Below are 25,645 nucleotides of genomic sequence, written 5' to 3' on the forward strand. Positions count from 1 at the left end.
CCTTTATTTCTATTCAGCTAACGCGTTCACCGCAGCAACTCGCGTTGGACTGATCTCTTCACTGGGATAGCAGCCCAGCAGCTTAAAGTAACGGGTGATACCCTGCAGGCTTTCCATGGCGTTCTGCATGGGACCGTCCTGAATATTCCCTTCTACATCAAGATAAAACATCTCTTCCCAGGGGTTTCCGGTGATGGGCCGCGACTCGAGCTTAGTCATGTTGATATTGTTTTCGCGTAAGACTAACAGGGCCTCGACCAGCGCGCCGGGTTTCTGCACCGTGGATATTACCAGAGTGGTTTTTGCTGGCACTTGCAAAGGTACCTTAACGGCATTACGCGCCACTACAATAAAGCGGCTGTGGTTTTCTTTCTGATTGGCCAGGTTAGACTTAATCGCGTGTAGGCCATACAAGGCGCCCCCAGCCTCACTGCCGATGGCTGCTACATCAGCTGACTGCAATTCACTGACGGTGATCATTGCCGCTGAGGTGCTGTCACAGGGTTTTACCTCGACATTGCCCAGCTCAGCCAAAAAGTGGCTACATTGCGCGAATACCTGAGGGTGGGCATACAGCGTTTTGATTTGGCTGATACTGGTGTCCTTCGAGACCAACAAAGCATGTTTGATCGGATGGGTGAGCTCACCAATGATTGACAGACTGGTGTGCTGCAGTTGGTCATAGACTTCGTTGATACTGCCTGAGGAAGTGTTTTCGATTGGCAGTACGGCATAGTCAGCTTCATTACTTTCGACCTTGTGGACAATATCAGCAAAGCTCTGGCAGCCTATTTCAAGCAGTTCGCCAGGGCGTCGGGAAAAATACTTCTGGGTAGCCAGATAGCTATATGAGCCTTTATCTCCTAAAAACGCCACGCGATTGAGCGGCAATGACGCGCCGGGGTTGGCGCGCTCTGCCAGCATGGCCTGTTGATTGAGAACCGAATCCTCGATGATGACATGAAAAAGCTGGGTGACGTAGTGTGGGTCCAGACCAAACTCCTGGCCTTGTTTGATCAGTCTGACCAGTAATTGCTCTTCCCGCTTCTGGTCGCGTACCGGGATATGATGCTGGATCTTCGTCTCTGCAACCTGATTGGTCAGGGTCTGGCGCTCAGCCAACAGGGACAGGATCTTACCGTCAATGTCGCTGATTTGATGTCTTAATGGGGTGAGTGCGTCGTTGGTCATTAATGGTGTCGCCCAGTTTAAGAAAATAAAAAAACCTCCCAGAGGGAGGTTTTGCAAGTGATTCGGTCACGCGCGTTCCTCCCGCTAATGCGGACTAAAAAAGAAACGGAACGTGCATCTAAATAATGTCATAGTCTCGAATTTATATGTCACCGGTGGCATTGTCAACGCTGTATTCAGCAGCCGGGCGTTCACTCTCCCAGCAGCGCCGCCAGCATCGTTCTTACTTCCTGCGCCTCAAAGGGCTTGTCGCACAGTGCATTCACCCCGGTTTGCTGTATGTTGGCCATATGCGGGCTGTCAGCTGCTTCTGAGGTGACCATGATAATCGGAATATGCGCAGTTTCTGGATTGAATCTGACAAACTCAGATAGCTCACGACCGTCCATTTCCGGCATGTTGTAGTCAGTCACTACCAAATCGTAGGTGTTGTCTTTGAGCAGTGTAAGGGCCATGGCGCCATTTTCTGCTTCATCGATACGATTTAAGCCCATGCCCTCAAGAACCCTGCGAATATGATTACGCGCCAGTCTGCTGTCATCCACCAGCAATACTCTGACATCACGCACATCAAACAGCTCCAGCTCCAGTTCTTCGGTGTTGATTAAATCCAGACTGGCTCGAAGTGCACGGGCAAGATGCACCGGCTCAAATGGTTTGGGTAGAATCGCTGCCACGCCGGCCTGTTTGAATTCTTCAAGCTTGGCGATGCGGTTCTCGCTGGACACCAACATAAATGGGATAGACGCTGTTTCTGCATCATTTTTCATGCTCTTAAGCAGATCCAATCCTGTGCCATCTTCAAAGTACATGGCACTCACCACTAAATCCGCACCATGGGAACGCATTGCCGCTTTGGCTTCTGCTACCGTTGATACGGCATCAATTTCATCGACTTTCTCTTTGATAAGCAGCGAGGAAATAATCTTGCGCTGGGTGTCTGAAGGCTCAACGAGCAGGATATGCAGGTCGGAAATTGACAGGTGTTGCATGCTTTTTTCTCACAATCTGCCGGTTTTACCCACCGGCGAGCTTTACCTTGTATCCCTTCTGTTCGAGATACTGCTTGAGTTTTTCGCGGTTATCGCCCTGAATTTCAATACTAAATTGTTTGACTGCGCCACCACAGCCGCACAGTTGTTTCAAGGCTTTGCACAATGATTTGAGTTCTTTCTCATCAAGACCCAGTCCCTCAATGATAGACATACCTTTGCCTTTTCGCCCCTTTGTTTCTCGACGAATACGCACAATGCCATCGCCTTTCGGCGGTTGCGGTGCCTGGGACGAGGTGTGAATACGTCCGCTGTCGGTGCTGTATACGAGTTTGTTGTCTTGCATCAAGGCATACTCCTTCACTGCGGGAATGCGATTGTAATAGCAAATGAATTGATTAACACTACATGACAGTAGGCTGAGCTTGCTATCCTAATCGTTAATGTCTTTACTTGATAGACTTTGTTGCAGGAGTTCCTGATGAGTGTAGAAAAATTACTGAGTGATGATGGTAACGCACTGACCATTGTGATGGACCAGAAGTTTGATTTTAGTAAGGTCCAGGACTTCAGAATGGCTTACTCTGACGTCGGTGATGGTCTGAAAGAAGTCACCGTTGATCTGAAAGACACAGACTACATGGATAGTTCTGCACTTGGCATGCTGTTAAATATGCAAAAAACGCTGAGCGATCGTGTCAGCACCTTCAAGATCGCACACTGCAAACCGCAGGTGATGAAGATACTGAAAATCTCCCGTTTCGATAAAAAATTCGACATTTCCTAGCGCTAACCTTAACTGACCACGCGCTATGCGTATCTTAATTGTTGACGATGAATCGCTGAATCGTTTCCTTCTCCTTCATATGCTTGAGGGAGAGGGCTACACCGAGTGTTATGAGGCGGAAAGCGGTCATGAAGCGCTGCAGCTAGCGGAAAAAATCAACCCCGATTTGGTGTTGCTAGACGTCATGATGCCAGACATGGACGGCTATACGCTGGCGCCACTGCTGAAAAAACTGTCTGGTGACACCTATCTTCCGATCATTTTTATTACCGCACTGGATGATCAGGAAAGTCTGGTTAAATGCCTGGAAGTAGGCGGTGATGATTTCGCCTCTAAACCCTTTGATAAAGTCCTATTGGCGGCGAAAATTCGTGCTCACAGCAGAACGCGACTGTTGAGTCAGCGAATCAATAGCCAGCATCAGGAACTGGTTTATTACCGCAATGCTGTCGAGCGTGAGCACGCGATTGTAGAACATATTTTTAATAATGCGATTAAGAATAATCCCAAAGTTGCCAAGTTTCTGGATTATCGTTTGACGCCGGCCACCGACTTTAATGGTGATCTGTTGCTGTATGAGCCAAGTCCTAGCGGTGGATTCTACATGCTGGTGGGTGATTTTACCGGGCATGGGCTTGCTTCAGCGATAGGTGCGTTGCCCGTCACCCGTGCATTTCAGGCAATGGTGGCAAAAGGACTGTCGGTTTCAGAAATCGTAGGCACGCTGAATAAAACGCTTTTATCGCTGTTGCCCGTGGAAATGTTTTTTGCCGCAGCCGTGCTGGAAGTCAGCGCATCGGGGAAACACTTCAGCGTGTGGAACGGCAGTATGCCAGCGCTGCTGGTAGCATCATCGGATGGCAGTATCAGTCATCGGTTTACATCCAGACATATGGCATTGGGTATTCTTGACCCGGATGAATTCGAAGATCAGGTCGAATTTTTCGAAGCACAGGACGGCGACAGACTGGTGGCGTTTTCAGATGGTCTGGTCGAGATTGAAGATGCCTCTGGCGAAATGGTGGGGGAAGATATTGTCGAACAATGGTTGGCTGAGCGTCAGGATATCACCGTTGAACAAATGTATGCCAATATTGATACGATACTGAACGGTCGGGACGCCCACGACGATATCACAATCGTCTCCTACCGCTGTGCTGACCTGCATGAACTGCATCATATCAACACCGTGTCTACTTTACCTTTTGTCATTGAAGCGACGCTGACGCCAGACGAAATACGCAACACCGACCCGGTTGAGGCATTTATTGAACTGGTTGCCAGTCAGAATGGATTAGCCTGGTTGCGCTCACAGTTGTTTACGGTGCTTACGGAGCTTTACAACAATGCGGTCGATCATGGCTTATTAGGACTCAGTTCATCATTAAAAAGTACCACCGAAGGCTTTATGCAATATTACGAAGAGCGCATGCAACGTCTTGAGACATTAAGTAGCGGGTACATCATCCTCAGAGCCGGCTTTGACCCACTAAATCGGTCATTGCGCATCACCGTCATGGATAGCGGCAAAGGGTTTAATGTTGGACAGGTATCGGACGCAGACGAAGAGGACATGTTTGGACGTGGGATCCCGATGTTATTGGAGCTGTGCGACTCACTGGATTATCGTGATGGTGGCAAGACCGCCGAAGCGATCATGAGTCTGTAAAACTGTTGTTGAGAATAATTCTCAATTCGATTACCCTCTAAGCTTCTTTCATTTTGCAAAGGTAGTGGTATGAAACAACGCGTTCTGGTGTGGCTGTGTGCATTGACAGTGGCCGTGCCGTTTTTCTCCCAAGCTCAACAACTTAATGTGTATTCTGCGAGGAAAGAAGCGCTTATCAAACCCATACTTGATAAGTTTGCTGAACAGAACGATGTGCAGATTAATCTTATCACCGGTGGTGCTGATACGCTGATCTCTCGCATCCAGCGTGAGGGTGAGTTAAGCCCGGCGGATGTCCTGTTTACCACAGATGTTGGCCGTTTGGTCAGAGCCAAACAGGCGGGCATTACTGACCCATATGTTTCGACAGAGCTTCAGAAGCACATTCCCGCGAACTTGCGTGACGCGGAGCATCACTGGTTCGCCTTGACCCGTCGCGCTCGCACCATCATGTACGTACCAGAGCGTGTCGACCCAGATTCACTAAGCCGTCTTGAAGATCTTAATAAACCAGAATGGCAGGGCAGGCTGTGTATCAGAAGTTCAAGCAATATTTACAATCAGTCGATGGTTGCTACGCTGTTGGCGCAGTTAGGCAGTGATGCAACACAGCAATGGGCCAATCAGTTTGTAAACGCGTTCGCGCGTCCTCCAAAAGGCGGTGACCGTGACCAGATCCGCGCCGTGGTAGCAGGCCAGTGCGATGTGGCTATCGCCAATACCTACTATCTGGCTGGCATGCTGACCGACAGCGACCCGGCTACTCGCGAGATCGCCAAGCAGGTGAAAGTGCTGTGGCCTAATCAGCAGGATAGGGGGACGCACGTGAATATTTCTGGTACAGCGATTATCAAAGGCGCACCTAATAAGGCGATAGCGCAGGCATTATTGGATTACATGGTGTCCGAAGAGGCGCAGTCCTGGTATGCCGAAACCAACGGTGAATATCCAGTCAGAGAAGGTGTGGCATGGAGTCAGGTGCTAACTGACATGGGGCAGTTCAAGGCCGAAAATGTGCCACTTGAAATGGTGGGCGAACTCAATGAAGAAGCCCTGAAAATCATGGATCGGGCCGGCTGGAAATAACCTCATTGCGGCGCATTCTCGCCCTTTCTCCAGCGCGCTTGACCACTATGTTCAAGCGCGACCCATGGCACTTATTACTGTTAGTGATAAGTGCCTTGTTGATGCTGCCCGTGCTGGCCGTGGTGGCCAGTTTACTTGAGCCTCAGTGGCAAACCTGGCGGCATCTGGCTGACACAGTATTATCAGGATATGTGCTTAACAGCGTCATTCTGGCAATAGGTACAGGTATCGTCACCCTGGTGATTGGCACGGCCCTTGCGTATTGCATAGAACGCTACGAGTTTTATGGTCGGCGATGGTTACGCTGGCTGGCACTGCTGCCTCTGGCTATGCCAGCCTATATCATTGCCTACACCTACACCGGTCTGCTGGACTTTGCCGGCCCTGTGCAAACGGCATTACGTGACACGTTCGGCTGGCGCTACGGGCAATACTGGTTTCCTGAGATCCGCTCCATGGCTGGTGCGATCACAATGATGGGGCTGGTGCTCTATCCCTATGTCTATATTTTGGCGCGTAGCGCGTTTCGCGAGGAGTCTCAGCAGCTTCGTATGGCAGCAATGAGTCTTGGCGAATCTCCCCATATGTTGTTTTGGCGAGTATCTTTACCACTGGCTCGTCCAGCGTTGTTCACTGGCAGTGCGCTGGCCATGATGGAGGCGCTGGCAGACTATGGCACGGTGCAGTATTTCGGTATTCCGACGCTGACCACTGGCATTTTCAGAACCTGGTTTGGGATGGGGAATGAAACGGCGGCTGCGCAAATGTCAGCATTGTTATGCAGTGTTGTGCTGGTACTGCTGTGGTGGGAACAATATAGTCGCCGTCAACAGCGTTATCACCAGCAGACTCTGTCATCATCGACTATGCCGCGTCAGCGTTTGAGCAAAGGTAAAGCGCTGCTCATGACCTTGCTTTGTATGCTGCCGGTACTATGCGGTTTTATTATTCCTCTCCTGCAGCTGAGTTCATGGGCCATGCTTACCTGGCATGATAGCCTCACCAACGACTTTTTCACGTTGGCATTGAATAGCTTTATGCTGGCGTTTGGTGGCGCCATAGTGACGGTTATCGTGGCGTTGTTCCTATGCTACGGCAAACGTATCAAGCCAGACTGGCTGGCCAATGCACAAGTGCGAATAGCCTCACTGGGCTATGCTATTCCCGGCACCGTTATCGCAGTGGGTATAATGGTGCCCTTAACAGCACTGGACAGGGGCATCAATGCCTGGTTATTCAGCCTGTTTGAGTGGCGTCCGGGGCTGATTTTTTCAGGTACGGTGTTTGCCTTGCTACTGGCGTATTGTATTCGCTTTCTCAGCGTCGCCATACACAACGTTGATAGCGGTCTGGCCAGAATCACTCCCAGCATGGATCAGGCCGCGAAATCACTCGGCAGAAGCACGACGAGCATGCTCAGAGACGTACATGCGCCGCTGCTAAAAGGCAGTCTATTAAGTGCGATATTGTTGGTGTTCGTGGACATTCTTAAAGAGTTGCCTGCGACGTTGATTCTGCGACCTTTTAATTTCAATACGTTGGCAGTAAGAGCGTACGAGATGGCATCAGATGAACGACTGGTTGACGCCGCCTGGCCGTCAATCAGTATTGTGTTGGTTGGCATTTTACCTATCATTTTTATAATGCGCGCGCTGGAGAAAAACTGAGCATGCACCACAACCCAATGATGTTAACTGCTGATGCCGTCAGTATTGCTTATGCCGAACAAACGGTGGTGCAAGATGTTTCCTTTGCGTTAGAGAGGGGACAGATAGGCTGCCTGTTAGGGCCCTCGGGTTGCGGAAAAACGTCGTTGTTGAAAGCCATTTCAGGCTTTGTCGATGTGCAACAGGGTAGTATTACGCTTCGCGACACCCTTGTCTCTGCACCTCATCACAATGTCGCTGTTGAAAAGCGTCATGTCGGTATGGTGTTTCAGGATTTCGCGCTGTTTCCTCACCTTAGTGTGGCAGAAAATATTGGTTTTGGACTGCGCAAGCTGAGTGCGACTAAGCGGACTCAGCTCATTCAGCAATTTGCTGAACTGGTTGGCCTGGCCGATGCGCTGTCCTGTTATCCGCATCAATTATCTGGTGGCCAGCAGCAGCGTGTCGCGATTGCACGAGCACTCGCACCCGAACCAGACGTGTTGTTGATGGACGAGCCGTTTTCCAGTCTTGATAGTGAGCTGCGTAAACAACTGGCCAGCGATGTTCGATTCATTCTTAAGCAGACAGGTACAACTGCGCTGATGGTGACACACGATCAACATGAAGCGTTTGCGATTGCGGATAAAGTGGGGGTGGTACAGGGTGGTCACTTGCATCAGTGGGATACACCCTTCGTCCTTTACCATCAGCCGGCCACACAGTTTGTTGCAGAATTTATAGGCGAAGGGGTGTTTATCGACGCGGTTGTCCGGGACAATGAGCTCATTACAGCGTTAGGCGCCTTTCCGTTGCCGGAACAAATGCCGGACGCTAACAACGGGTATAAGCTGTTAGTGCGACCGGACGATATTCGCCATGTAGATAGTAGTGCCTGGAAGGCGAAAGTGATCAACCGCGCCTTTCGAGGAGCCAATATTCTGTATTATCTGGAATTGCAGAGTACCGGTAACGAACGTGTGTTGTGTCTGGCACCGAGTCATCATGATCATAAAAATGGTGAAGAGGTGGGGATCACCCTGGATCTGGAACATCTGGTGGTGTTTCCGAAGCAGGCCTGACGCACGGGAAAACCAAATGCTGCTGTGCGCGGTATACTTACATAGCGTAAGAGGAGCAGATTTATGTTTAAACAATTTGTGCAGTGGTTTGAAGTAAGGGCCGCTGACCCTCGTACTGGTCACGCCCATACCATAGAACTGGCCACTGCGGCACTTTTGTGCGAAATCATACGCGCTGACCAAAATACATCTGACGATGAACAGCGCGTTTACCGCGATGTGCTCACTCAACATTTTTCACTGCAGGACAATGAACTTGAAGAGCTGATGAAGCTCGGTTCTGAGCATGTTGAAGAAGCATCAGACCTGGTGCAATTTACGCGAGTCATTAATGCGGAATGCGATGCTAAACAAAAAGGCAAAATACTCGATGACTTGTGGCGTATTGCATTCGCAGACGGCGTATTGGACGCCCATGAAGAGCATCTGATTAGACGTATCGCTGATTTACTACACCTGCCTCATAGTCAGTACATCCAAAGTAAACTAAAGGCTGCAGAGCGATCTTAAGGCTATCTGAATATGCAGCGATTGTTAGCTGTCTTTAATTTGCGACACAAAGAGGGGCTTTCTCAGCCTGTGTGATTATAACTTATTGATTTTTAATGGTTATAAATTCTGGCACGTATCCTGATTAGTTGGTTGTACGCACATTGCGTTTTACCAACATTGAAGGAAAGTGATCATGAAAAAAGCAGAATTAATCGGTACCGCACTTCTTGCTGCAGTTTGTCTGCAGGTTATTTCTGCCGCACATGCCAATGAGCAGGACACCCTGCTAGCAAAGCTGGATTTAGATCGTGATGGATATATCACCTTAAAAGAAGCCTCTTCTGTACCTGAAATGCTCAAAGTATTTGGCTCAATTGATACCAATGAAGACGGTCGTCTGAGTCTTGAAGAACTGAACAGCGCAACACTTGAAAAGACATCAACTGACACCGCGTCAGTGCCTGCCGAAACCACTAAAAACCAATAAACGCGGCGGGCTACCTACTTCAAGAGTCTTTGCGCAATGGTGCGCAAAGGGTTACTTGGCAGCAAGGCACTGGCCATGGACAGATAATCAGTGCCTTGAATTTTTCTCAATTCAGGTACACTACCGTCACGTTTTTATTCCACAGATGATTTGCTGTGCAACTTAAGTCGCTCCGACAACTCACTTTAGGCAGCTTTATTCTGGCTCTCGTACCGCTTGCTACCTTGCTATGGCAAAGCCAGCGGGCGCTTGATCAAACTAGTCAGATGGCCGAGCAGGAAACCCGGTTCGCAGTCACCACTGTCAATAAAATGAGTGCTGTTGAGCGTCAGACCGCCGATCTTGAACGCCGCATGCGACAGTTCTTTGTCCTGCGCAGTGACGAATTCAGTCCTTTGCTTTACGCTTCGATGCAGGAAATCTCCGAGGATGTTGGGACACTCTGTGAATTTACGTCCGCGCCCGACCTGTGCCGTCCTTATCAAAACAACCTCGACGCTTTGCAAGACTATGAACACATCAATGATGACATGTTGCTGGAAGCCAGACTTGCAGAATTGAGGCAGAGTATGTCTCAATTACGCCTATCGATCGACGCCATATTGGTCGACCGGATTGCTCAGCAGCAGTCAACGCTGACCAGCATGCAACGGCAACAAGCCTGGTCTACAGCGATATTGGTCAGTCTGTCATTAGTGCTATTACTGTACGGCTCAAAGCTGGTGGTACGGCCCGTCAATAAGTTAAAGCATCTGATCAGAGCCATCGCGTCCAACCAGACAGAGCTTCCCGACATTTCCAAACATGCGCCTTCTGAACTCATGCAGCTAGAGAAGGATTTACACTGGCTATCAGAGCGTCTGCAACAGCTTGAACAACTGCGTGCTGTGATGCTCAGGCACGCTGCACATGAGTTAAAGACGCCGTTGGCGAGTATGCTGGAAGGTTGCACACTGTTGCAGGAGCAGGTAGTCGGGCCGCTGACCGAACAGCAGCAGGAAGTGTTGGATCTGTTACTCAGTAGTACCAGGCGTTTGACACACCTGATGGAACAGCTGCTCGATTATAATGTGCTGCTGCAGCAGGCTGAGCCCACAATGGAGACAACGTCTCTAACATCATTAATGCAGGAATGCATTCAGGAAAATGGTTTGTTATTGCAACAGCATGGCGCTGAGGTAAAGCTGCAACTTGACTGTGAGACGGCAACGATAGATGCCGAACTTTATCGCCGCATTCTGGATAATCTGCTATCCAATGCGGTCGCTCATGGAGCGAAAGGTAAGCCTCTGGCAATACGGATACGGCATAACAATAACCTCCTGATAACGGAGGTGGCGAATAGCGGCAAGCCCATTCCCGCTGCTATTCGCGCCAGCCTTTTTGAACCTTTCAAGCGCGGTCATCATAAACGTAATGACAATGTGGTTGGCGCCGGGCTGGGTCTCTCGATCGTCGCAGACTGTGCGCGAATGATGCATGGTAGTGTAAAGTGTGTTGATGTTGATTATGCGGATGTATGTTTTAGGGTATGTATTCCGCAGCATAGAAGTGAAGCATTATGACTGTTAGCAATAAAGGCGTCGCTGCCTTTCTCGGCTTGATAGTGTTGTGCCTGGGTGGATGCCAACAACTACCCGATTGGGCAAAAATGTCGCGTGACAAAAATGCGCATAACAAGACCATCTGCCTGGTTGAGCCGCCGGTGAAGGCGCCAGAGTACAACTGTGATATACAGTACTGGCTGTTGTATTGGGCAAATGCCGATAGCATACCCTGGCCTGAACGCAGAACGGCAATCAGTACACTTGATGAATCCCTGGATGGACAGTTACGCAAGATATTGCTGAGTCAGCCGGTCAGTACGCCTTATCAGGACAGACTGCGTGCGCAAAGCTGGTTTGATGCAATAAAAAGTCGGCTTACCCAACCTGCCGCTGACGTGTTTACCGCGATTATGGCAAAGCCAAGTCAGCAATTACTGGAATTGGAATCAGCATTAACCGTGATGTCCCGGATCAACACGCAACAGGCTAAGTCGACCGCTGAATTGAAGCAGAAGCTTCAGCAATTGATGAATATTGAAGCTGAATTAGTAGACGCGCAAAGAGAGCAGCAGCCATGAATACCACATCCGAATCTTCAGCTTCGACACTACTCTTGGTTGACGATGATGAGAGCCTGTTACGCCTGTTGACGCTGAGGCTGCAGGGTGAGGGGTTTAACGTCATTGCAGTGAATGAAGGCAGCGAAGCGCTGCGTGTGATCGCATCACAGCATGTTGATGTGGTCTTGAGTGATTTACGCATGCCCGGCCTGGATGGTATTAGTCTGTTCGCAGAAATTGTCGCAATGCGCTCAGAGCTTCCGGTCATCATTATGACTGCGCACGGTAGTATTGAAGACGCAGTGGATGCGACACACCGCGGCGTATTCGGATTTCTGACCAAACCCCTTGACCATAAACAGTTGAACGCATTGCTTGATAAGGCGCTCAGCCAGGGGCAAACCGGACACCAGGGGCAATGGTGTGAAAATATCATCACCCAGTCGCTGGAAATGCAGCAGATACTAGATCAGGCGCACCGCATCGCTCAACGAGATGTGAGTGTACTGCTGACCGGCGCCAGCGGAACCGGTAAAGAGCTGTTAGCGCAGGCCATGCATCAGGCAAGCCCCCGTGCTGACAAGCCGTTTGTTGCCATAAACTGTGGAGCATTGCCGGAAAACCTGCTGGAATCTGAACTGTTTGGTCATGCTAAAGGTGCGTTTACCGGTGCCACTCATGCCCACAACGGACTGTTTAAAGAAGCCGATGGCGGCACGTTATTTCTGGATGAAATTGGCGATATGCCAATGACCCTGCAGGTCAAGCTACTGAGGGCCTTGCAGGAGCGCAAAATCCGTCCGGTTGGCAGTAGTAAGCAGGTCGATATCGACGTCAGAATTCTGTCTGCCACCCACAAAAACCTCAACGACGAAATGCGTGACGGTAATTTCCGAGAAGACTTATACTATCGACTTAACGTGGTTAATCTGCGCCTGCCTACTCTGCAAGAGCGCAGCGAAGATATTCCTATTCTGGCCAGGGCGCTGCTGAAACAAAGCGCTGACAGACACGGTGTCGACGTCACACGTTTTTCCGATGATGCCATGCAGTTGTTGCTGACCGATAACTGGCCGGGCAATGTCAGACAGCTGGTTAACGTGGTGGAGCAGTGCGTGGCCCTTACGCAAACGCCGGTTATACCCGCGCATCTGGTAGAACAGGCGCTATCCTCATCGTCACAAAACTGGCCAACGCTGACCCAGGCCAGAGACGCATTCGAACACCGCTATTTATGTAAACTGCTTAAAATGACCGAGGGCAATGTCACCCGAGCAGCTGAACTGGCCGGACGCAATCGTACCGACATGCACAAGCTGATGAAAAAGCATCAATTGGAAGCAGTTGATTTTCGCTAGCCGCGTGGTGTTTACAGCAGCGAATCCTGGGTAACCAATGACGGCAGGTTTATATCCGGTATGTCATGCCCTGAACCGCAGTCGCGCAGCATACCTGCAAATAACTCTGCCAGCCAGGGTGCCATGCCGTTGTCTGGCATGTGCAAGAAAAACGTCACATCTTTACCGTCGTTTAGCCACTGTGTCACCTTGCGCACCCAAGGTTCTAGAAACGCGCGGTTGGCGGATAAATCGGGATGGCCGACATAGCGAACCACGGGATGGTCAGCGGTGGCAATGACATTGACTGGCACACGGGGTTTCTTGGCTTGCACGTCTGTCAGTAGGTCGTCCCCATTCGCATCTGCACTGAACAATGCCCTTGTATCCATTATGATGCGATTGACACCATGGTCCATAAGCATGCGATTTAGTCTGGCTTCATCATCTCCCTTGGCAAAAAGTAAGGGGTGACGTACCTCAACGGCAAGCGTGGTGAGCGGTGCAATATGACTGAGAAAATTACGTAGATCAGGTAATTGTGATGGATCAAACGACGCAGGTAGCTGCAACATCATTAGTCCCAGCTTGTGTTGCAGTGAAGATAACAGTCGCAACTGCTGCTTTGCTGCATCTATCGACTCAGTGAGCGTGCCTTTGTGGGAAATATCCTGATGGAATTTGAAGCTAAAACGAAACTGAGAGCCCACACTATCATTCCACCTGTGCACCGTGGTCTCGTCTGGCAAATGATAAAACGTTGTATTTCCCTCTACGCTATTAAACCGTCTGGCATAATGACTAAGGGCTTCCTGCTTTGGTGTCGAGGTGCTGAACCATCGGCCAAACCAATAAGGATGTGACCACATAGGGCACCCAAAATAAAGACGTCCGGTCGTGGTGGCGTTAGTTGTTGAATTTATCATCACCCAGTGCTCTTTCACGCAATCAGCGCTGACAACGTGCTGTGCTTTAATGCGGTTTTGTTTATACTATGCCGCCTTAAATTTCGGTTATTTTAAACGCTGTCATAATGACGACATCAAGTAGAGGCGTAGACTACATGCGTACAGACTATTGCGGCAACATCGACGCAGCATATATCGGTCAGGAAGTGACCCTTTGCGGGTGGGTAAATAAACGACGTGATCTGGGAGGCGTAATATTTATCGACCTGCGCGACCGCGAAGGTATCGTTCAGGTGGTCTACGATCCTGACTTGGAAGACGTATTCGCCACGGCCAATAGTCTCAGGCATGAGTTTTGTGTATCCCTGACCGGACTGGTGCGCGCCAGACCAGAAGGCCAGATTAATACAGATATGCGCACCGGGGAAATTGAAATACTCGGCAAATCATTGACGATTTTGAGTAAGTCAGCGCCATTACCGCTGGACTGGAATCAGGAAAATAGTGAAGAGCAGCGCCTGACCTATCGTTACCTTGATCTGCGCCGTCCCGTCATGAGCGAGCGCCTGATTTTCCGCGCTAAGGTCACCAGTGCAGTGCGTAACTACCTCGACGGTCAAGGATTTCTCGATATAGAAACGCCGATTCTGACCAAAGCGACGCCTGAAGGCGCCCGTGACTATCTGGTGCCAAGCCGCACGCACAAAGGCAAGTTTTTCGCGTTACCTCAGTCACCACAGCTGTTTAAGCAGCTTTTGATGATGTCGGGCATGGACCGCTATTACCAAATCGTGAAATGTTTCCGCGACGAAGATTTGCGTGCCGACAGACAGCCTGAATTTACGCAAATCGATATAGAGACCACCTTTCTGGATGCCGATGGCGTGATGGCTATCACCGAGGGCTTGATCCGCACATTGTTCACCGATCTGATGGATGTTGATCTGGGCGACTTCCCGCGCATGACTTATGCCGATGCGATGCGTCGCTACGGCAGTGATAAGCCGGATTTACGCAATCCAATGGAGCTCATTGATGTTGCTGACTTGCTCAAAGACGTTGAGTTTAAAGTCTTTAGCGGCCCAGCCAACGACCCTAAGGGACGTGTCGCAGTGTTGAGTGTGCCAGGTGGTGCCAGCCTGTCTCGCAAGCAGCTTGATGACTACGCTAAGTTTGTTGGTATCTATGGCGCCAAGGGCCTGGCATGGATGAAGATCAATAACCTGGCTGAGGGCGTGGCTGGGCTACAGTCGCCAATTCTTAAGTTCTTACCCGATGACACCGCTCTGGCGATTGTCGAGCGAGCCGGTGCCAGTGATGGTGATCTGCTGCTGTTCGGCGCAGACAGTTACACAGTCGTCTGCGAAGCCATGGGTGCACTGCGCTTAAAAGTGGGTAACGACCTGGAGATCACAGAATCCGGTTGGAAACCACTCTGGGTAGTCGATTTCCCTATGTTTGAGGAAATTGACGGTCAACTGCATGCACTACATCATCCCTTTACTGCGCCTCGCGACCTGACACCTGAGCAGCTCAGAGACACGGCTACGACAGCATTATCCAATGCGTATGATATGGTGCTCAACGGCGTTGAGTTGGGCGGTGGCTCAGTGCGTATTCACAATCAGGCCATGCAGTCTGTAGTATTCGACTTGTTGGGTATCGATGAACAGGAAGCTGAGATTAAGTTTGGCTTCCTGCTCGAAGCACTGAAATATGGTGCACCGCCGCATGCCGGACTGGCGTTCGGACTGGACAGATTGGTCATGCTGATGACCTGTGCGTCATCTATTCGTGACGTGATGGCGTTTCCGAAAACCACCACGGCAGCGTGTCCACTTACCGATGCGCCCGGAGAAGCCAACCCTGCGCAGTTACAGGAATTGAGTATCGCCACGATCAAGAAAGCCGCGAGTGAGGGTGAACAGTAAAGGATTGTCAGCGTGACATTTAAGCGACCCGAATCGGTGCTGGTGGTAATATACGACCAGCACGGCGACGTGCTGGTGCTGCAGCGTAATGATGATCCTGACTTCTGGCAATCAGTGACGGGGGCGCTTGAGTTGAATGAGCTTCCCCGTCAGACGGCAAAACGTGAGGTGCGTGAAGAAACAGGCATAGACATCACAGATGAGCTCAGTCTTATTGACTGCAGACACATCAATCAATATGCCATACGCCCACAGTGGCAACATCGCTATCCGCCTGGAGAGTCGGTAAACACAGAATATGTCTTTGCGCTACAGGTCGACCGCGACGTTGATATTCGCCTCACCGAACACTCCCAGTTTCGTTGGCTGTCCAGACAACAGGCCAGTGAACTCGTCTGGTCGCCAAGCAACAAGGAAGCCATCATTAAATTTGTGCCTGATAGTGCGGAGCTATAGTGGCGATTATTCTGGGAATTGACCCTGGCTCGAGATTTACCGGTTACGGTGTAATCCGCCAGCAAGGCAACCAGTTTACTTACCTGGGAAGTGGCTGTATACGCGTGACCGGTGACGATCTGGCTGGAAAATTGAAACTGGTATTTGATGGTGTGAACGCCATTATTGACGAGTTTAAGCCGACCCGTTTCGCTATTGAACAGGTGTTCATGGCGCGTAACCCTGACTCAGCACTAAAGCTTGGACAAGCTAGAGGCGCGGCCATTGTTGCTGCCACCCAGCACAATCTGCCGGTCGCCGAGTACTCTGCGCGACAAATAAAACAATCGGTGGTGGGTAAAGGCGCTGCCGATAAAACCCAGGTTCAGCATATGGTGACCTACCTGTTAAAACTTCCCGCCACGCCACAGGCTGATGCTGCAGACGCCCTTGCTGTCGCGCTGTGTCACGGGCACACTGAACAGAGTCTGGTGCGTATGGCCGGCCAGGCACGCAAAACTGTGCGTGGACGTTTACGTTAAAAAATGATGTTGAGGTAGTTATGATTGGCAGATTGCGAGGTTTACTGGTTGAGAAAGCGCCGCCTGACGTATTGATAGAGATTGGCGGTGTGGGTTATGAAGTACAAATGCCAATGACCAGCTTTTATCAGCTGCCGGAAACGGGACAGGAAGCCACGATTTATACTCATTTTGTTGTGCGTGAGGATGCGCAGTTGCTGTTTGGCTTCGCCGATAAGTTTGAACGCACTCTGTTCCGTGAGCTAATTAAAGCCAATGGGGTAGGGCCGAAGCTGGCGTTAACCATTTTATCCGGTATGTCCGCACCGCAGCTGATGCACAGTGTCACCATTGAGGATGTGACTGCGCTGGTAAAATTGCCCGGTGTAGGTAAAAAGACCGCGGAGAGGCTGGTCGTCGAGCTAAAAGATCGTTTCGCCAAACTCGAACAACTTAACACCATGCTGCCGACCGGCGACATTGATGTTTCTGCCCCCGCCGCACCGCAAATCGTCGAAGACGATGCCAGAAGTGAGGCACACAGTGCACTGACCGCATTGGGGTACAAACCTGCGCAGGCCAGTAAGATGCTTGACGCTATCTATCAGCCTGAACTGTCAAGCGAAGCATTGATCCGCGAGGCACTTCGCAGCGCTGCGTCGTAACGATTTACCTAAAAAATAAGATCCGATACACTGTATAAAAATACACTGCGAGCACTATAATGATTGAAGCCGACCGCCTTATCCATCCTACTGCCAGTCAAGAGGACGAAGCGGTTGATCGTGCTATACGCCCCAAAACGCTGGCGGATTACACCGGTCAGGCCCATGTTTGTGAGCAGATGGACATTTTTATTCAGGCTGCCCGAAAGCGCAGCGACGCGCTCGATCACCTGTTGATATTTGGCCCACCGGGCTTGGGTAAAACCACGCTGGCCAATATCGTTGCTAATGAAATGGGCGTCAACATAAAGACCACATCCGGCCCGGTACTGGAAAAAGCCGGCGATTTAGCCGCGCTTCTCACAAACCTTGAAGAAAATGACGTCTTATTCATAGATGAGATTCACCGCTTAAGTCCGGTAGTCGAGGAAGTGCTGTATCCTGCGATGGAAGATTATCAGCTCGATATCATGATTGGTGAGGGGCCTGCCGCGCGATCAATTAAGCTGGATTTGCCGCCGTTTACGCTAGTTGGGGCTACTACCCGGGCTGGCTCGTTAACCTCTCCGCTCAGAGACCGCTTCGGTATCGTTCAGCGCCTTGAGTTTTATAACATCAAGGATTTGACCACGATCATCGCACGCAGCGCTGGTTATCTTGGGATGAGTCTAGAACAGGACGGTGCAGTAGAAATAGCCCGTCGTTCGCGGGGAACGCCGCGTATTGCTAATCGACTACTCAGAAGGGTAAGAGACTTCGCTGAAATCAAGGCAGAAGGGCATATCTGCAAACAGGTCGCATCCAAGGCATTAGATATGCTGGATGTGGACACTGAAGGCTTCGACTACATGGACCGTAAATTACTGACCGCCATTATTGATAAGTTCGACGGCGGCCCGGTGGGTTTAGATAATCTTGCTGCGGCTATTGGTGAAGAGAGGGACACGATTGAAGATGTAATTGAGCCATTTCTCATTCAGCAGGGTTTTTTGCAGCGTACGCCGCGAGGCCGTGTGGCCTCACAGCGTGCATATTTGCATTTGGGGTTTGTGCCCAATAATTAAGCGGCAATCTTGCGGCTGTTCATCGCACCCAACACACAGCACTCAATGATTTCATCGTCTGCGTGTAAGCGCAGTGAGCCATGCCAATGGTCGACGTCGAGCGTTTGGCCCATCATGGTGAGGTATATATCGTAGCCGAAAGCGTCGTTTTCAAAACCTAAACCTGCAATTTTGTTAAAGGTATCGGTCAAGTTGGTATCGCTGCTCATTATCATCCGCTCATCTAAGTAGAGTCGGAAACGTGGGGTAGGCTGGTAAAACCCTTTCATAACAAGTACACCTCAAACAATTGTTAGGCCAAAGTGTAAGGTAGAACGTAAAATCATTGTAAATGGTTCATTTTTTCAACGAATTTTTTTTATAAAAAAAGAGGCCACATTCGGCCTCTTCTGTCGTTTAAATGCGTTTACTGACGCTGGAATTCACTGGTTTTGGACCAGGCTGGCCACATATCCGAGCTAACTAATTGATAACCTACGTCAAAAAGTAACTGCGTGTCTTCCTGTACGCCGCCGAAATCCCAGTTTTCACGGAATTGGTCGCATACCTGATGGTAGCAGCCGGTGGTGATCACGCTGGTACGCTTACGGTAATCTGCCGTTGCATCGTCAATTGGCTCACTGCCGCCTTTGGCATATAGCGCCGGCACACCTACTTTGGCGAAATTAAAGTGATCCGAACGGTAGTAATAACCGGCTTCAGGACGATCTTCGCCGACAACGATGCGTCCCTGACGCTGTGCGGCTGTGACAAGATACTCCTCAAGCTGTGATTTGCCTTGGCCAATGACCGACACGTCTTTGGTGCGACCGAGAATATTCATCGCATCCATATTGATGTTGGCGACGGTTTTATCTAAAGGGATCACAGGGTTGCGGGCGTAGTACTGTGAACCAAGTAGTCCTTGTTCTTCGGCCGTCACGACCAAAAAGCTTACCGAACGTTTTGGCGCAGGCTGCAAGGTCGCAAAGGCTTTAGCCATAACCAGACTAGCCGCCGTACCGGTCGCATTGTCGTGTGCGCCATTGTAGATTTGATCGCCTTCTTTAGTTGGATCCGTTCCCAAATGATCCCAGTGTGCGGTGTAGATAATATGCTCATCCGGTGATTCACTACCGGGTAGGGTAGCAAACACGTTGTAGCTCTTGGAACGCTCAATGGTGTTGTTAACCGTTGTGCTGGCGCTTAGGCCCATGGCCTTATGATAGGGGCCCTGCATAGCGTTTTGCTTTTCCGCCGCATAATCCAGTCCGGCATCTGCAAACACTTGCTGCGCGGCTTCAAGTGATAGCCAACCCTCAACGGCGACGCGTGATGCTCCACCATCCTCTGTGACCAAAGAGTATTGTGGGCCACTCCATGAGTTGGCAACAACTGACCAGCCATAGGAGGCCGGTGCAGTTTCGTGCACGATCAATGCCGCTGCAGCTCCTTGACGGCTGGCTTCTTCATATTTGTATGTCCAGCGCCCATAGTAGGTCATCGTCTTGCCCTGGAATTTGCCACTGTCGGGGTTCTCAAAACCAGGATCATTAACCAGGATCACCACAGTTTTGCCTTTCACGTCGACGCCTTCGTAGTCGTTCCAGTCGTACTCAGGTGCATTGACCCCATAGCCGACGAAAACAAGCTCGGCATTATCAACGGTCACTTGCTGTTGTTCGCGCTTGCTGCCTACCACCATATTTTCTTTATAGGCAAAAGTACGCTCGCCAATCTGTAAAGAAACAGAAGGATCGGCAGTGATCTGCATCAACTCCACTTCTTGCAAATAGCTGCCACCATTGCCTGGCTGAAGGCCCATCTTTTTAAAATTGTCGACCAGGTAATCGATGGTTTTCTGGCCGCCCTGGGTAGCAGGCAATCTGCCGCCGAATTCATCGGAGGATAAAATGCGGGTATGCTCACGCAAATCTTCAGCACTGATTTGCGAATAGACGCTGTCAAAGCCAACGATAGGGTCAGCAGGGGCTTGCTCTTGTTGCACGGTGTCTGGCTGGCTACAACCGGCCAAAAATGCAGCGCTTGCCAGCGCCAGCATAGTGAAAGTTTTCATGGATGATCTCTAATTATTGTAAACTGCGCGCCAGAGTATAAGAAAATGACCCTCAATGCTGCAAGGTGCTGCGACGTTTTGATGAAACACTCATTCTGTACCGCCTGGTTTGAACAACACGCTGATGCGTTTGCGCGTAAACCTTTTGAGGCACTTATTGAAAATTTCGATATCAATCAGTGGCTGACATTTCCCTCTGTTGAACAACTTAATAGCAGCTTGTCAGACCGCAGTGGGCAATCTTTACCAACGTTTATTGACCAAACCGAAGCACAACATAGTGGCCTGTATTATGAGCAGCATATCGCTCAGTTTGATGAAGTGCCAACCCGTCAAGATAACTGGCATGATTTATTTAATGCATTGATGTGGTGTCAATTTCCGTTCACAAAGCGCTGCATGAATAATCTGCAGGTAGAGCAAATATCACGACATGGTTTGCATCCCAGAACGCGCGTACGTGATGTATTAACGCATTTTGACGAGTGTGGACTGATTCTGGCCGTCAGTGATGAAAGGCTGACAGATATGCTCCGTCAACACAGCTGGCAAGACGCATTCTACTCACATAAACAGGAATGGGGCGCCACGGTACAACCCTTCATTATTGGTCATGCAATGTATGAAATGTTGATGACGCCCTATATCGGCTTGACCGGAAAATGGTTAGCAGTGTCTGTCGACCCTGGGTTCTTTGCGCTTACCTCTCAACAGCAAGTTGAAGAGCTGGATAAGCAGGTGAGTGATATGCTAACCAAGTCGGTTTTTCTGGAACAGAACAAACCCTTACATCCCTTACCTGTGCTTGGTATTCCGGGCTGGTGGCCCGGACAAGATGAAGCGTTCTATCAGAACACTGACTATTTCAGGCCTAAAAGGCGGCAAAAAGCGCCCACACCGTCCAGATAAGTGCATAAGGGGCAATAGCTATGATATATGCTCGTTGAGTTTCAAAGCGTGTCCATTGACTCACCCCTACAGCCATCAGATACATGCTCCAGAATGCCTCAAGACGAATGCTTTGCGACAATGCGAACCAATCAGAGCCCATGTCAGTTCCAAACCAGAATGCCAGTGAGGTAGGGCTGATGCTGGCCGGCTGCAGTTGATGATCGCCACTTAGTAGGATGACGGCCAACGATACCAGCGCACCAATCACGACAGGCATCGCCACCCACCAGGTAAACCCGTACCAATCTGTAAAGCCGTTCAGGTTTTCTTCGTCAGATTTTGTCACCAGATTCAGGTAAGTGGCGACCAGCGCGTTGATAACGATGTAGCCTAAAAAATTACCAATCAGTGCGAACGTTAATACCGTCTCGCGACTCATATTCTGACGAATAGAATCTTGTTCTGCGGGGCTTAGATCACCGTATGTCGATGAGATGATTAAGTCGGTATACCAGGCGAAATCAACAAAATTGAAATACATGTATACCGGTAAAGAGCTGGCGACTATCACCATGAAGAAGGGTAACCACGACCAGTTATGTTTCTCAGCAATCGCTGCAAACACCCCGTTGGGTTTGATAAAAATATCGTTACAAGCCTGGAACGGGTTACTGACGTGATGCATGTAAAAACTCCATTTTTAGGTTAAGTGCGCACACGTTTTCATGTATATCAAACTGTATTAGGTGATACCAGCGTTGCAAACAATCAATAACACGCGTGTAATAAAAAAGCTTGAATAGAGACTAATCAGGATAATGCATCAACGCATTAGCTGTAACAGGGACCGATAATGATCGAAATTTCACACTTAGCAAAACGCTTCGCCGTAGAAAATCCAAAGAAACTCAGCGAGCAGGAACGCAAGGATCCGCGGCTGAAAGGGCGCTTTTTTCACTCTGTTGTTGACGTGTCATTTACTTGTCAAAAAGGACAGGTACTGGGCCTGCTGGGGCCGAACGGCGCGGGCAAGACCACCACCTTGAGGATGCTGTCAACGGCGCTACGCCCTGATAAGGGACAAATCAATATCAGTGGCACGGATGTACTTGCCAAGCCTATCTTGGCGCGTCAAAAGATTGGTTTTCTGTCGGGGTCGACCGGACTATACGGGCGGCTCACTGGTCGAGAAAATATCAGCTACTTCGCTCAATTACACGGCATGAGCGATAAGCAAATTGAGTCCCGAATCGATGAGTTGGCAGAGCTGCTGGATTTGCATTCATTTCTGGATCGTCGCTGCGAAAATTTTTCTACCGGGATGAAGCAGAAAACCGCAATTGCCAGAGCCGTCGTGCATAATCCGGATGTGGTGATCCTCGATGAGCCGACTACTGGTCTTGATATCATGGCTACTCAGACGGTGTTGGAATTCATAAAACTGCTGAAGCGTGAAAATACACCTGTCATTTTCTCTACCCACCATCTGGATGAGGTCGCTGAACTGTGTGACAGCGTCACTGTGATCAATCATGGAGAGAGTTGCTTTAATGGCTCGCTGGATGAATTCAGTACACTGTCAGATGGCTCTCTACATCAGTCATTTCTTCATACTTTACAATAAGGACATTGCTCATGTGGTTAGTATTTAAAAAAGAGCTAAAAGAATTGCTGAGAGACAGAAAAAGTCTGTTTTTCATGATTGCGCTGCCCGTCATGCTGTTTCCTGCGTTGTTCGGCGTCGTGGCCTATTTCTCAGGTAAGGCAGTGACTGAGGCTGAAACTAAAGTGTTGAACTATGCCGTTGTGGGTGCGCAGTATGCCCCTGAACTCGTTGACCGCCTGGCGAATAATGAGCAGCTCAGCATGGTGGAAATATCAGATTCAGAAGATTACAAAACCTTTATTAATCGTGGCGATGCAGACTTTGTCCTGGTTATCCCCGAATCTTTCTCCGATGACGTGTTGGCAGGCGGGCAGTCGGTGCTGCAGCTTTACCTCAACGATGCAGGCCTTAACCTGGTATATCGAAGGGTCAATGATGTTGTTGATACACTCTCTAAAGAATACCAACAGGCGGCATTTACTATTTTGAGCCTGGACGAAAAGCAGGCCAAAGGACTTATGCAGCCTCTGAAAATTGAAAAGAACGACGTCGCCGATCAGCGTGAAAACTGGGGTGAGAAGATAGGCGGCTTCATCCCTTATCTGATATTTATGTTGTGTCTGCAAGGGGCGATGTTCCCGGCGACTGACCTTGGGGCTGGTGAAAAAGAGCGGGGGACCCTTGAAACCTTGCTTATCTCTCCTATCGAGCGAATCAATCTGGTATTGGGTAAGTTCTTCCTGATCGCTTTTGCCGGGGTTACCTCGGCGCTGATTACGGTAAGTAGCATGGCGTTATGGGGAGTGGTGCTCAGTCAGGGCATGGCGATTGAACTGGTGGCCGAATTTATGGGAGCAATCAGTGCCATTGATTTTGTATTGATGTTCCTGATGCTGGTTCCCGTGGTAGCAATCTTTGCTTCAGTATTGCTGAGTCTGTCCATTTACGCGCGAAGCTTTAAAGAAGCCCAAGGCTACATGACCCCCCTGGTATTTGTGGTGATTGTGCCAGTTATTCTAGCGATGTTACCTGGTGTCGATCTCGACGGCGGATGGGCATGGGTGCCGCTCACCAACGTTGCACTGGCCATAAAAGAACTTATCAAAGGGACAATGGATTACGTCGCGCTGTTTGCTATTTTTGGTTCAACTGCGGTGATTGCGGGTGCGCTTCTGGCGTTTAGTGTTTACTGGTTTAACCAGGAAAAAGTCCTGTTCAGATAAGCAGGTAAAAAAAAGCCCGCTGGAAACAGCGGGCAAAGCAACAAGTGTTGAAGGAAAGCAAATCATTCCAGGGAACTATGTCAACTAGGACGCTGACATAAAATCTGTCCGTCTGACGAAGAGAAAACAGCTCCGTCAGACAACGAGGCGTATTATAGGGCCCAATCGAACTCACACAACTGAGTATTTTTCCAATTTCAGATTATAAAAACTAATCCGTAAATGGGTTGTTAACGGCCTGTTTTGCAACTGTTTATCGGTTGTATATACGCTGGGTAAAACGTCATGATGACGCGGAAATATTGGCGTAAAGCTAGGTAAGCGCTCTTCCTTCCGTTGCCCATTAAAGGTAATGTCGCTGATACTTATAATAGGATTAATTTTATTATGGCTCATGTTCATCCCGTCAGAGTTTATTACGAGGATACCGACGCGGGCGGTATCGTGTATTACGCTAATTACTTGCGGTTTCTGGAGAGAGGACGCACCGAATGGCTGCGAGAGTTGGGTTTTGAGCAACGACAGTTGTTGGAACAATCCGTCGGTTTTGTCGTCAAACGTTTTGAAATGGACAATCATGCTCCCGCTTTATTCGACCAGCTATTGAGTATTCATACCCAGCTAGTAGAATTGAAGCGCGCGAGCATGACGTTCGAACAAAAAATAATAAATCCGGATAACAAATGTCTGGTATCTGCAGTGGTGAAGGTTGCCTGTGTCGACCTTGATAAAATGAAGCCGAAGGCCATTCCTGCTGCAATTTTAGGGGAAATCTCACGTGTCATCTGAAATGAATTTTATTGACCTGTTTCTGCAGGCCAGTTTTCTTGTGCAACTGGTTATGTTGTTACTTGTGGTTACTTCCATTGTGTCCTGGACGTTCATTTTTCAGCGTGTAAAGGTGCTGAACTATGCGCGTGACGAAATGAAGAAATTTGAGGACAAATTCTGGTCCGGTATCGACCTCAATAAACTTTATCAGGAACTGTCCGCGAGACAGCGCGTAGATGGCATGTCGAGCATATTCTGCGCTGGTTTTAAAGAGTTTGTCAGACTCAGGAAAAGTGCTAACACAAGCAGTCAGGCATTGGTTGACGGCACTTACCGCGCCATGAGAGTGTCAATGTCTCGGGAAATTGATAATCTTGAGAGCAATCTGCCGTTTCTGGCCACTGCGGGTTCCATCAGTCCTTACATCGGTTTGTTTGGTACGGTGTGGGGCATAATGAATGCGTTCATCGCGCTTGGCGAAGTGCAGCAAGCGACGTTGGCGATGGTCGCACCGGGAATCGCTGAAGCATTGATCGCGACCGCGATGGGGTTGTTCGCCGCCATTCCGGCCGTTATCGCCTACAACCGTTTTAGTAATCAGGTTGAGAAACTTGAGAACCATTACGGCAACTTCATGGAAGAGTTTTCCGCCATCCTTAACCGTCAGGCTCTGGCATCTCGCCAGGACGTAAACTAGT

The 25,645-nt window shown here is 49.6% G+C and carries 27 protein-coding genes; 20 read left to right on the forward strand and 7 right to left on the reverse strand.

Annotated features, from left to right (window positions below):
- Positions 1-9 precede the first annotated feature (9 nt).
- The 3 genes from pheA to yciH all read right to left on the reverse strand — a co-directional run bounded on the left by pheA (position 10) and on the right by yciH (position 2,529).
- Positions 10-1,191, reverse strand: a complete 1,182-nt coding sequence (pheA, locus tag G441_RS0100090) for a prephenate dehydratase (RefSeq protein ID WP_026374472.1) — start codon at positions 1,189-1,191, stop codon at positions 10-12.
- 191 nt (positions 1,192-1,382) lie between these two features.
- The gene (locus G441_RS0100095) at positions 1,383-2,183 is read right to left on the reverse strand and encodes a response regulator (protein WP_026374473.1); all 801 of its coding nucleotides are present in this window, start codon (positions 2,181-2,183) and stop codon (positions 1,383-1,385) included.
- Between the two features lie 25 nt (positions 2,184-2,208).
- Entirely contained in the window at positions 2,209-2,529 is a 321-nt protein-coding gene (gene yciH, locus G441_RS0100100) for a stress response translation initiation inhibitor YciH (protein ID WP_026374474.1), read from the reverse strand.
- A gap of 135 nt (positions 2,530-2,664) precedes the next feature.
- Here yciH and G441_RS0100105 point away from each other — a divergent pair, with 135 nt between their 5' ends.
- The 10 genes from G441_RS0100105 to G441_RS0100150 all read left to right on the forward strand — a co-directional run bounded on the left by G441_RS0100105 (position 2,665) and on the right by G441_RS0100150 (position 12,897).
- On the forward strand, positions 2,665-2,970 hold the full coding sequence (locus G441_RS0100105) for an STAS domain-containing protein (protein WP_026374475.1): 306 nt from the start codon (positions 2,665-2,667) through the stop codon (positions 2,968-2,970).
- Positions 2,971-2,995: 25 nt separating this feature from the next.
- Complete coding sequence (locus G441_RS0100110) at positions 2,996-4,639, forward strand: ATP-binding SpoIIE family protein phosphatase (protein ID WP_026374476.1); 1,644 nt, start codon at positions 2,996-2,998, stop codon at positions 4,637-4,639.
- A 69-nt stretch (positions 4,640-4,708) separates the two neighbouring features.
- Positions 4,709-5,725 carry a Fe(3+) ABC transporter substrate-binding protein gene (locus G441_RS0100115; protein ID WP_026374477.1) on the forward strand — a complete coding sequence of 339 codons (1,017 nt, stop codon included), beginning with the start codon at positions 4,709-4,711 and terminating at the stop codon, positions 5,723-5,725.
- 47 nt (positions 5,726-5,772) lie between these two features.
- Positions 5,773-7,392 carry an ABC transporter permease gene (locus G441_RS0100120; RefSeq protein ID WP_026374478.1) on the forward strand — a complete coding sequence of 540 codons (1,620 nt, stop codon included), beginning with the start codon at positions 5,773-5,775 and terminating at the stop codon, positions 7,390-7,392.
- Between the two features lie 20 nt (positions 7,393-7,412).
- A complete protein-coding gene (locus G441_RS0100125) occupies positions 7,413-8,453 on the forward strand; it encodes an ABC transporter ATP-binding protein (RefSeq protein WP_026374479.1) in 1,041 nt (346 codons plus the stop codon).
- Positions 8,454-8,516: 63 nt separating this feature from the next.
- Positions 8,517-8,963 carry a tellurite resistance TerB family protein gene (locus G441_RS0100130; RefSeq protein WP_026374480.1) on the forward strand — a complete coding sequence of 149 codons (447 nt, stop codon included), beginning with the start codon at positions 8,517-8,519 and terminating at the stop codon, positions 8,961-8,963.
- A 175-nt stretch (positions 8,964-9,138) separates the two neighbouring features.
- Positions 9,139-9,432, forward strand: a complete 294-nt coding sequence (locus tag G441_RS0100135; RefSeq protein WP_026374481.1) for an EF-hand domain-containing protein — start codon at positions 9,139-9,141, stop codon at positions 9,430-9,432.
- Positions 9,433-9,587: 155 nt separating this feature from the next.
- Positions 9,588-10,997, forward strand: coding sequence for a sensor histidine kinase (locus G441_RS0100140; protein WP_026374482.1), 1,410 nt, complete (start codon positions 9,588-9,590; stop codon positions 10,995-10,997).
- Positions 10,994-11,557 carry a hypothetical protein gene (locus tag G441_RS17515; RefSeq protein ID WP_051275221.1) on the forward strand — a complete coding sequence of 188 codons (564 nt, stop codon included), beginning with the start codon at positions 10,994-10,996 and terminating at the stop codon, positions 11,555-11,557. The genes G441_RS0100140 and G441_RS17515 overlap by 4 nt, the downstream gene beginning before the upstream one ends.
- The gene (locus G441_RS0100150) at positions 11,554-12,897 is read left to right on the forward strand and encodes a sigma 54-interacting transcriptional regulator (RefSeq protein ID WP_026374483.1); all 1,344 of its coding nucleotides are present in this window, start codon (positions 11,554-11,556) and stop codon (positions 12,895-12,897) included. Before G441_RS17515 ends, G441_RS0100150 begins: the two co-directional genes overlap by 4 nt.
- A gap of 11 nt (positions 12,898-12,908) precedes the next feature.
- On the opposite strand, the gene G441_RS0100155 is transcribed toward G441_RS0100150, so the two are convergent.
- Entirely contained in the window at positions 12,909-13,745 is an 837-nt protein-coding gene (locus G441_RS0100155) for a DUF72 domain-containing protein (protein WP_026374484.1), read from the reverse strand.
- Positions 13,746-13,939: 194 nt separating this feature from the next.
- Here G441_RS0100155 and aspS point away from each other — a divergent pair, with 194 nt between their 5' ends.
- From aspS to ruvB, 5 genes are read left to right on the forward strand one after another with little or no spacing between them, the layout of a single operon-like run.
- The gene (aspS, locus tag G441_RS0100160; RefSeq protein WP_026374485.1) at positions 13,940-15,715 is read left to right on the forward strand and encodes an aspartate--tRNA ligase; all 1,776 of its coding nucleotides are present in this window, start codon (positions 13,940-13,942) and stop codon (positions 15,713-15,715) included.
- Positions 15,716-15,727: 12 nt separating this feature from the next.
- Positions 15,728-16,171: a dihydroneopterin triphosphate diphosphatase gene (gene nudB, locus G441_RS0100165; protein WP_026374486.1), complete on the forward strand. Its 444-nt coding sequence runs from the start codon at positions 15,728-15,730 to the stop codon at positions 16,169-16,171.
- Positions 16,171-16,692 carry a crossover junction endodeoxyribonuclease RuvC gene (gene ruvC / locus G441_RS0100170; RefSeq protein WP_026374487.1) on the forward strand — a complete coding sequence of 174 codons (522 nt, stop codon included), beginning with the start codon at positions 16,171-16,173 and terminating at the stop codon, positions 16,690-16,692. Before nudB ends, ruvC begins: the two co-directional genes overlap by 1 nt.
- Before the next feature lie 20 nt (positions 16,693-16,712).
- The gene (gene ruvA / locus G441_RS0100175; RefSeq protein WP_026374488.1) at positions 16,713-17,336 is read left to right on the forward strand and encodes a Holliday junction branch migration protein RuvA; all 624 of its coding nucleotides are present in this window, start codon (positions 16,713-16,715) and stop codon (positions 17,334-17,336) included.
- Positions 17,337-17,395: 59 nt separating this feature from the next.
- Complete coding sequence (gene ruvB / locus G441_RS0100180) at positions 17,396-18,400, forward strand: Holliday junction branch migration DNA helicase RuvB (RefSeq protein ID WP_026374489.1); 1,005 nt, start codon at positions 17,396-17,398, stop codon at positions 18,398-18,400.
- Here the strand turns inward: ruvB and G441_RS17520 are convergent.
- Complete coding sequence (locus G441_RS17520; protein ID WP_026374490.1) at positions 18,397-18,669, reverse strand: hypothetical protein; 273 nt, start codon at positions 18,667-18,669, stop codon at positions 18,397-18,399. The two genes, ruvB and G441_RS17520, sit on opposite strands and share 4 nt — an antisense overlap.
- A 137-nt stretch (positions 18,670-18,806) precedes the next feature.
- Positions 18,807-20,456, reverse strand: coding sequence for a M28 family metallopeptidase (locus G441_RS0100190; protein ID WP_240485057.1), 1,650 nt, complete (start codon positions 20,454-20,456; stop codon positions 18,807-18,809).
- An 81-nt stretch (positions 20,457-20,537) separates the two neighbouring features.
- Between G441_RS0100190 and G441_RS0100195 the strand changes: the two genes are divergently transcribed.
- Positions 20,538-21,365, forward strand: a complete 828-nt coding sequence (locus G441_RS0100195; RefSeq protein WP_034474035.1) for a DUF3025 domain-containing protein — start codon at positions 20,538-20,540, stop codon at positions 21,363-21,365.
- On the opposite strand, the gene G441_RS0100200 is transcribed toward G441_RS0100195, so the two are convergent.
- Positions 21,328-22,032: a YIP1 family protein gene (locus G441_RS0100200; protein ID WP_026374493.1), complete on the reverse strand. Its 705-nt coding sequence runs from the start codon at positions 22,030-22,032 to the stop codon at positions 21,328-21,330. The two genes, G441_RS0100195 and G441_RS0100200, sit on opposite strands and share 38 nt — an antisense overlap.
- A gap of 168 nt (positions 22,033-22,200) precedes the next feature.
- On the opposite strand from G441_RS0100200, the gene G441_RS0100205 reads away from it, so the two are divergent.
- The 4 genes from G441_RS0100205 (at position 22,201) to tolQ (ending at position 25,644) form a co-directional block, all read left to right on the forward strand.
- Positions 22,201-22,971, forward strand: a complete 771-nt coding sequence (locus G441_RS0100205; protein WP_026374494.1) for an ABC transporter ATP-binding protein — start codon at positions 22,201-22,203, stop codon at positions 22,969-22,971.
- Between the two features lie 11 nt (positions 22,972-22,982).
- Positions 22,983-24,176, forward strand: a complete 1,194-nt coding sequence (locus tag G441_RS0100210; protein WP_026374495.1) for an ABC transporter permease — start codon at positions 22,983-22,985, stop codon at positions 24,174-24,176.
- 387 nt (positions 24,177-24,563) lie between these two features.
- On the forward strand, positions 24,564-24,965 hold the full coding sequence (ybgC, locus tag G441_RS0100215) for a tol-pal system-associated acyl-CoA thioesterase (protein WP_026374496.1): 402 nt from the start codon (positions 24,564-24,566) through the stop codon (positions 24,963-24,965).
- On the forward strand, positions 24,955-25,644 hold the full coding sequence (gene tolQ / locus G441_RS0100220; protein ID WP_026374497.1) for a protein TolQ: 690 nt from the start codon (positions 24,955-24,957) through the stop codon (positions 25,642-25,644). The genes ybgC and tolQ overlap by 11 nt, the downstream gene beginning before the upstream one ends.
- The last annotated feature ends 1 nt before the right edge of the window (position 25,645 follow it).

Source organism: Aestuariibacter salexigens DSM 15300 (assembly GCF_000429145.1).
Classification (GTDB): domain Bacteria; phylum Pseudomonadota; class Gammaproteobacteria; order Enterobacterales; family Alteromonadaceae; genus Aestuariibacter; species Aestuariibacter salexigens.

Excerpts from the sequence above, each read along its gene's own strand:
- G441_RS0100210 (WP_026374495.1), top strand. The coding sequence starts at position 22,983 with ATGTGGTTAGTATTTAAAAAAGAGCTAAAAGAATTGCTGAGAGACAGA.
- G441_RS0100195 (WP_034474035.1), top strand. The coding sequence starts at position 20,538 with ATGAAACACTCATTCTGTACCGCCTGGTTTGAACAACACGCTGATGCG.
- ybgC (WP_026374496.1), top strand. The coding sequence starts at position 24,564 with ATGGCTCATGTTCATCCCGTCAGAGTTTATTACGAGGATACCGACGCG.
- G441_RS0100135 (WP_026374481.1), top strand. The coding sequence starts at position 9,139 with ATGAAAAAAGCAGAATTAATCGGTACCGCACTTCTTGCTGCAGTTTGT.
- G441_RS0100205 (WP_026374494.1), top strand. The coding sequence starts at position 22,201 with ATGATCGAAATTTCACACTTAGCAAAACGCTTCGCCGTAGAAAATCCA.
- G441_RS17520 (WP_026374490.1), bottom strand. The coding sequence starts at position 18,669 with ATGAAAGGGTTTTACCAGCCTACCCCACGTTTCCGACTCTACTTAGAT.
- G441_RS0100155 (WP_026374484.1), bottom strand. The coding sequence starts at position 13,745 with ATGTGGTCACATCCTTATTGGTTTGGCCGATGGTTCAGCACCTCGACA.
- pheA (WP_026374472.1), bottom strand. The coding sequence starts at position 1,191 with ATGACCAACGACGCACTCACCCCATTAAGACATCAAATCAGCGACATT.
- ruvA (WP_026374488.1), top strand. The coding sequence starts at position 16,713 with ATGATTGGCAGATTGCGAGGTTTACTGGTTGAGAAAGCGCCGCCTGAC.
- aspS (WP_026374485.1), top strand. The coding sequence starts at position 13,940 with ATGCGTACAGACTATTGCGGCAACATCGACGCAGCATATATCGGTCAG.
- G441_RS0100190 (WP_240485057.1), bottom strand. The coding sequence starts at position 20,456 with ATGAAAACTTTCACTATGCTGGCGCTGGCAAGCGCTGCATTTTTGGCC.
- G441_RS17515 (WP_051275221.1), top strand. The coding sequence starts at position 10,994 with ATGACTGTTAGCAATAAAGGCGTCGCTGCCTTTCTCGGCTTGATAGTG.
- G441_RS0100150 (WP_026374483.1), top strand. The coding sequence starts at position 11,554 with ATGAATACCACATCCGAATCTTCAGCTTCGACACTACTCTTGGTTGAC.
- G441_RS0100120 (WP_026374478.1), top strand. The coding sequence starts at position 5,773 with ATGTTCAAGCGCGACCCATGGCACTTATTACTGTTAGTGATAAGTGCC.
- G441_RS0100130 (WP_026374480.1), top strand. The coding sequence starts at position 8,517 with ATGTTTAAACAATTTGTGCAGTGGTTTGAAGTAAGGGCCGCTGACCCT.
- G441_RS0100105 (WP_026374475.1), top strand. The coding sequence starts at position 2,665 with ATGAGTGTAGAAAAATTACTGAGTGATGATGGTAACGCACTGACCATT.
- G441_RS0100200 (WP_026374493.1), bottom strand. The coding sequence starts at position 22,032 with ATGCATCACGTCAGTAACCCGTTCCAGGCTTGTAACGATATTTTTATC.
- G441_RS0100095 (WP_026374473.1), bottom strand. The coding sequence starts at position 2,183 with ATGCAACACCTGTCAATTTCCGACCTGCATATCCTGCTCGTTGAGCCT.
- G441_RS0100115 (WP_026374477.1), top strand. The coding sequence starts at position 4,709 with ATGAAACAACGCGTTCTGGTGTGGCTGTGTGCATTGACAGTGGCCGTG.
- yciH (WP_026374474.1), bottom strand. The coding sequence starts at position 2,529 with ATGCAAGACAACAAACTCGTATACAGCACCGACAGCGGACGTATTCAC.
- ruvB (WP_026374489.1), top strand. The coding sequence starts at position 17,396 with ATGATTGAAGCCGACCGCCTTATCCATCCTACTGCCAGTCAAGAGGAC.
- G441_RS0100110 (WP_026374476.1), top strand. The coding sequence starts at position 2,996 with ATGCGTATCTTAATTGTTGACGATGAATCGCTGAATCGTTTCCTTCTC.
- G441_RS0100125 (WP_026374479.1), top strand. The coding sequence starts at position 7,413 with ATGTTAACTGCTGATGCCGTCAGTATTGCTTATGCCGAACAAACGGTG.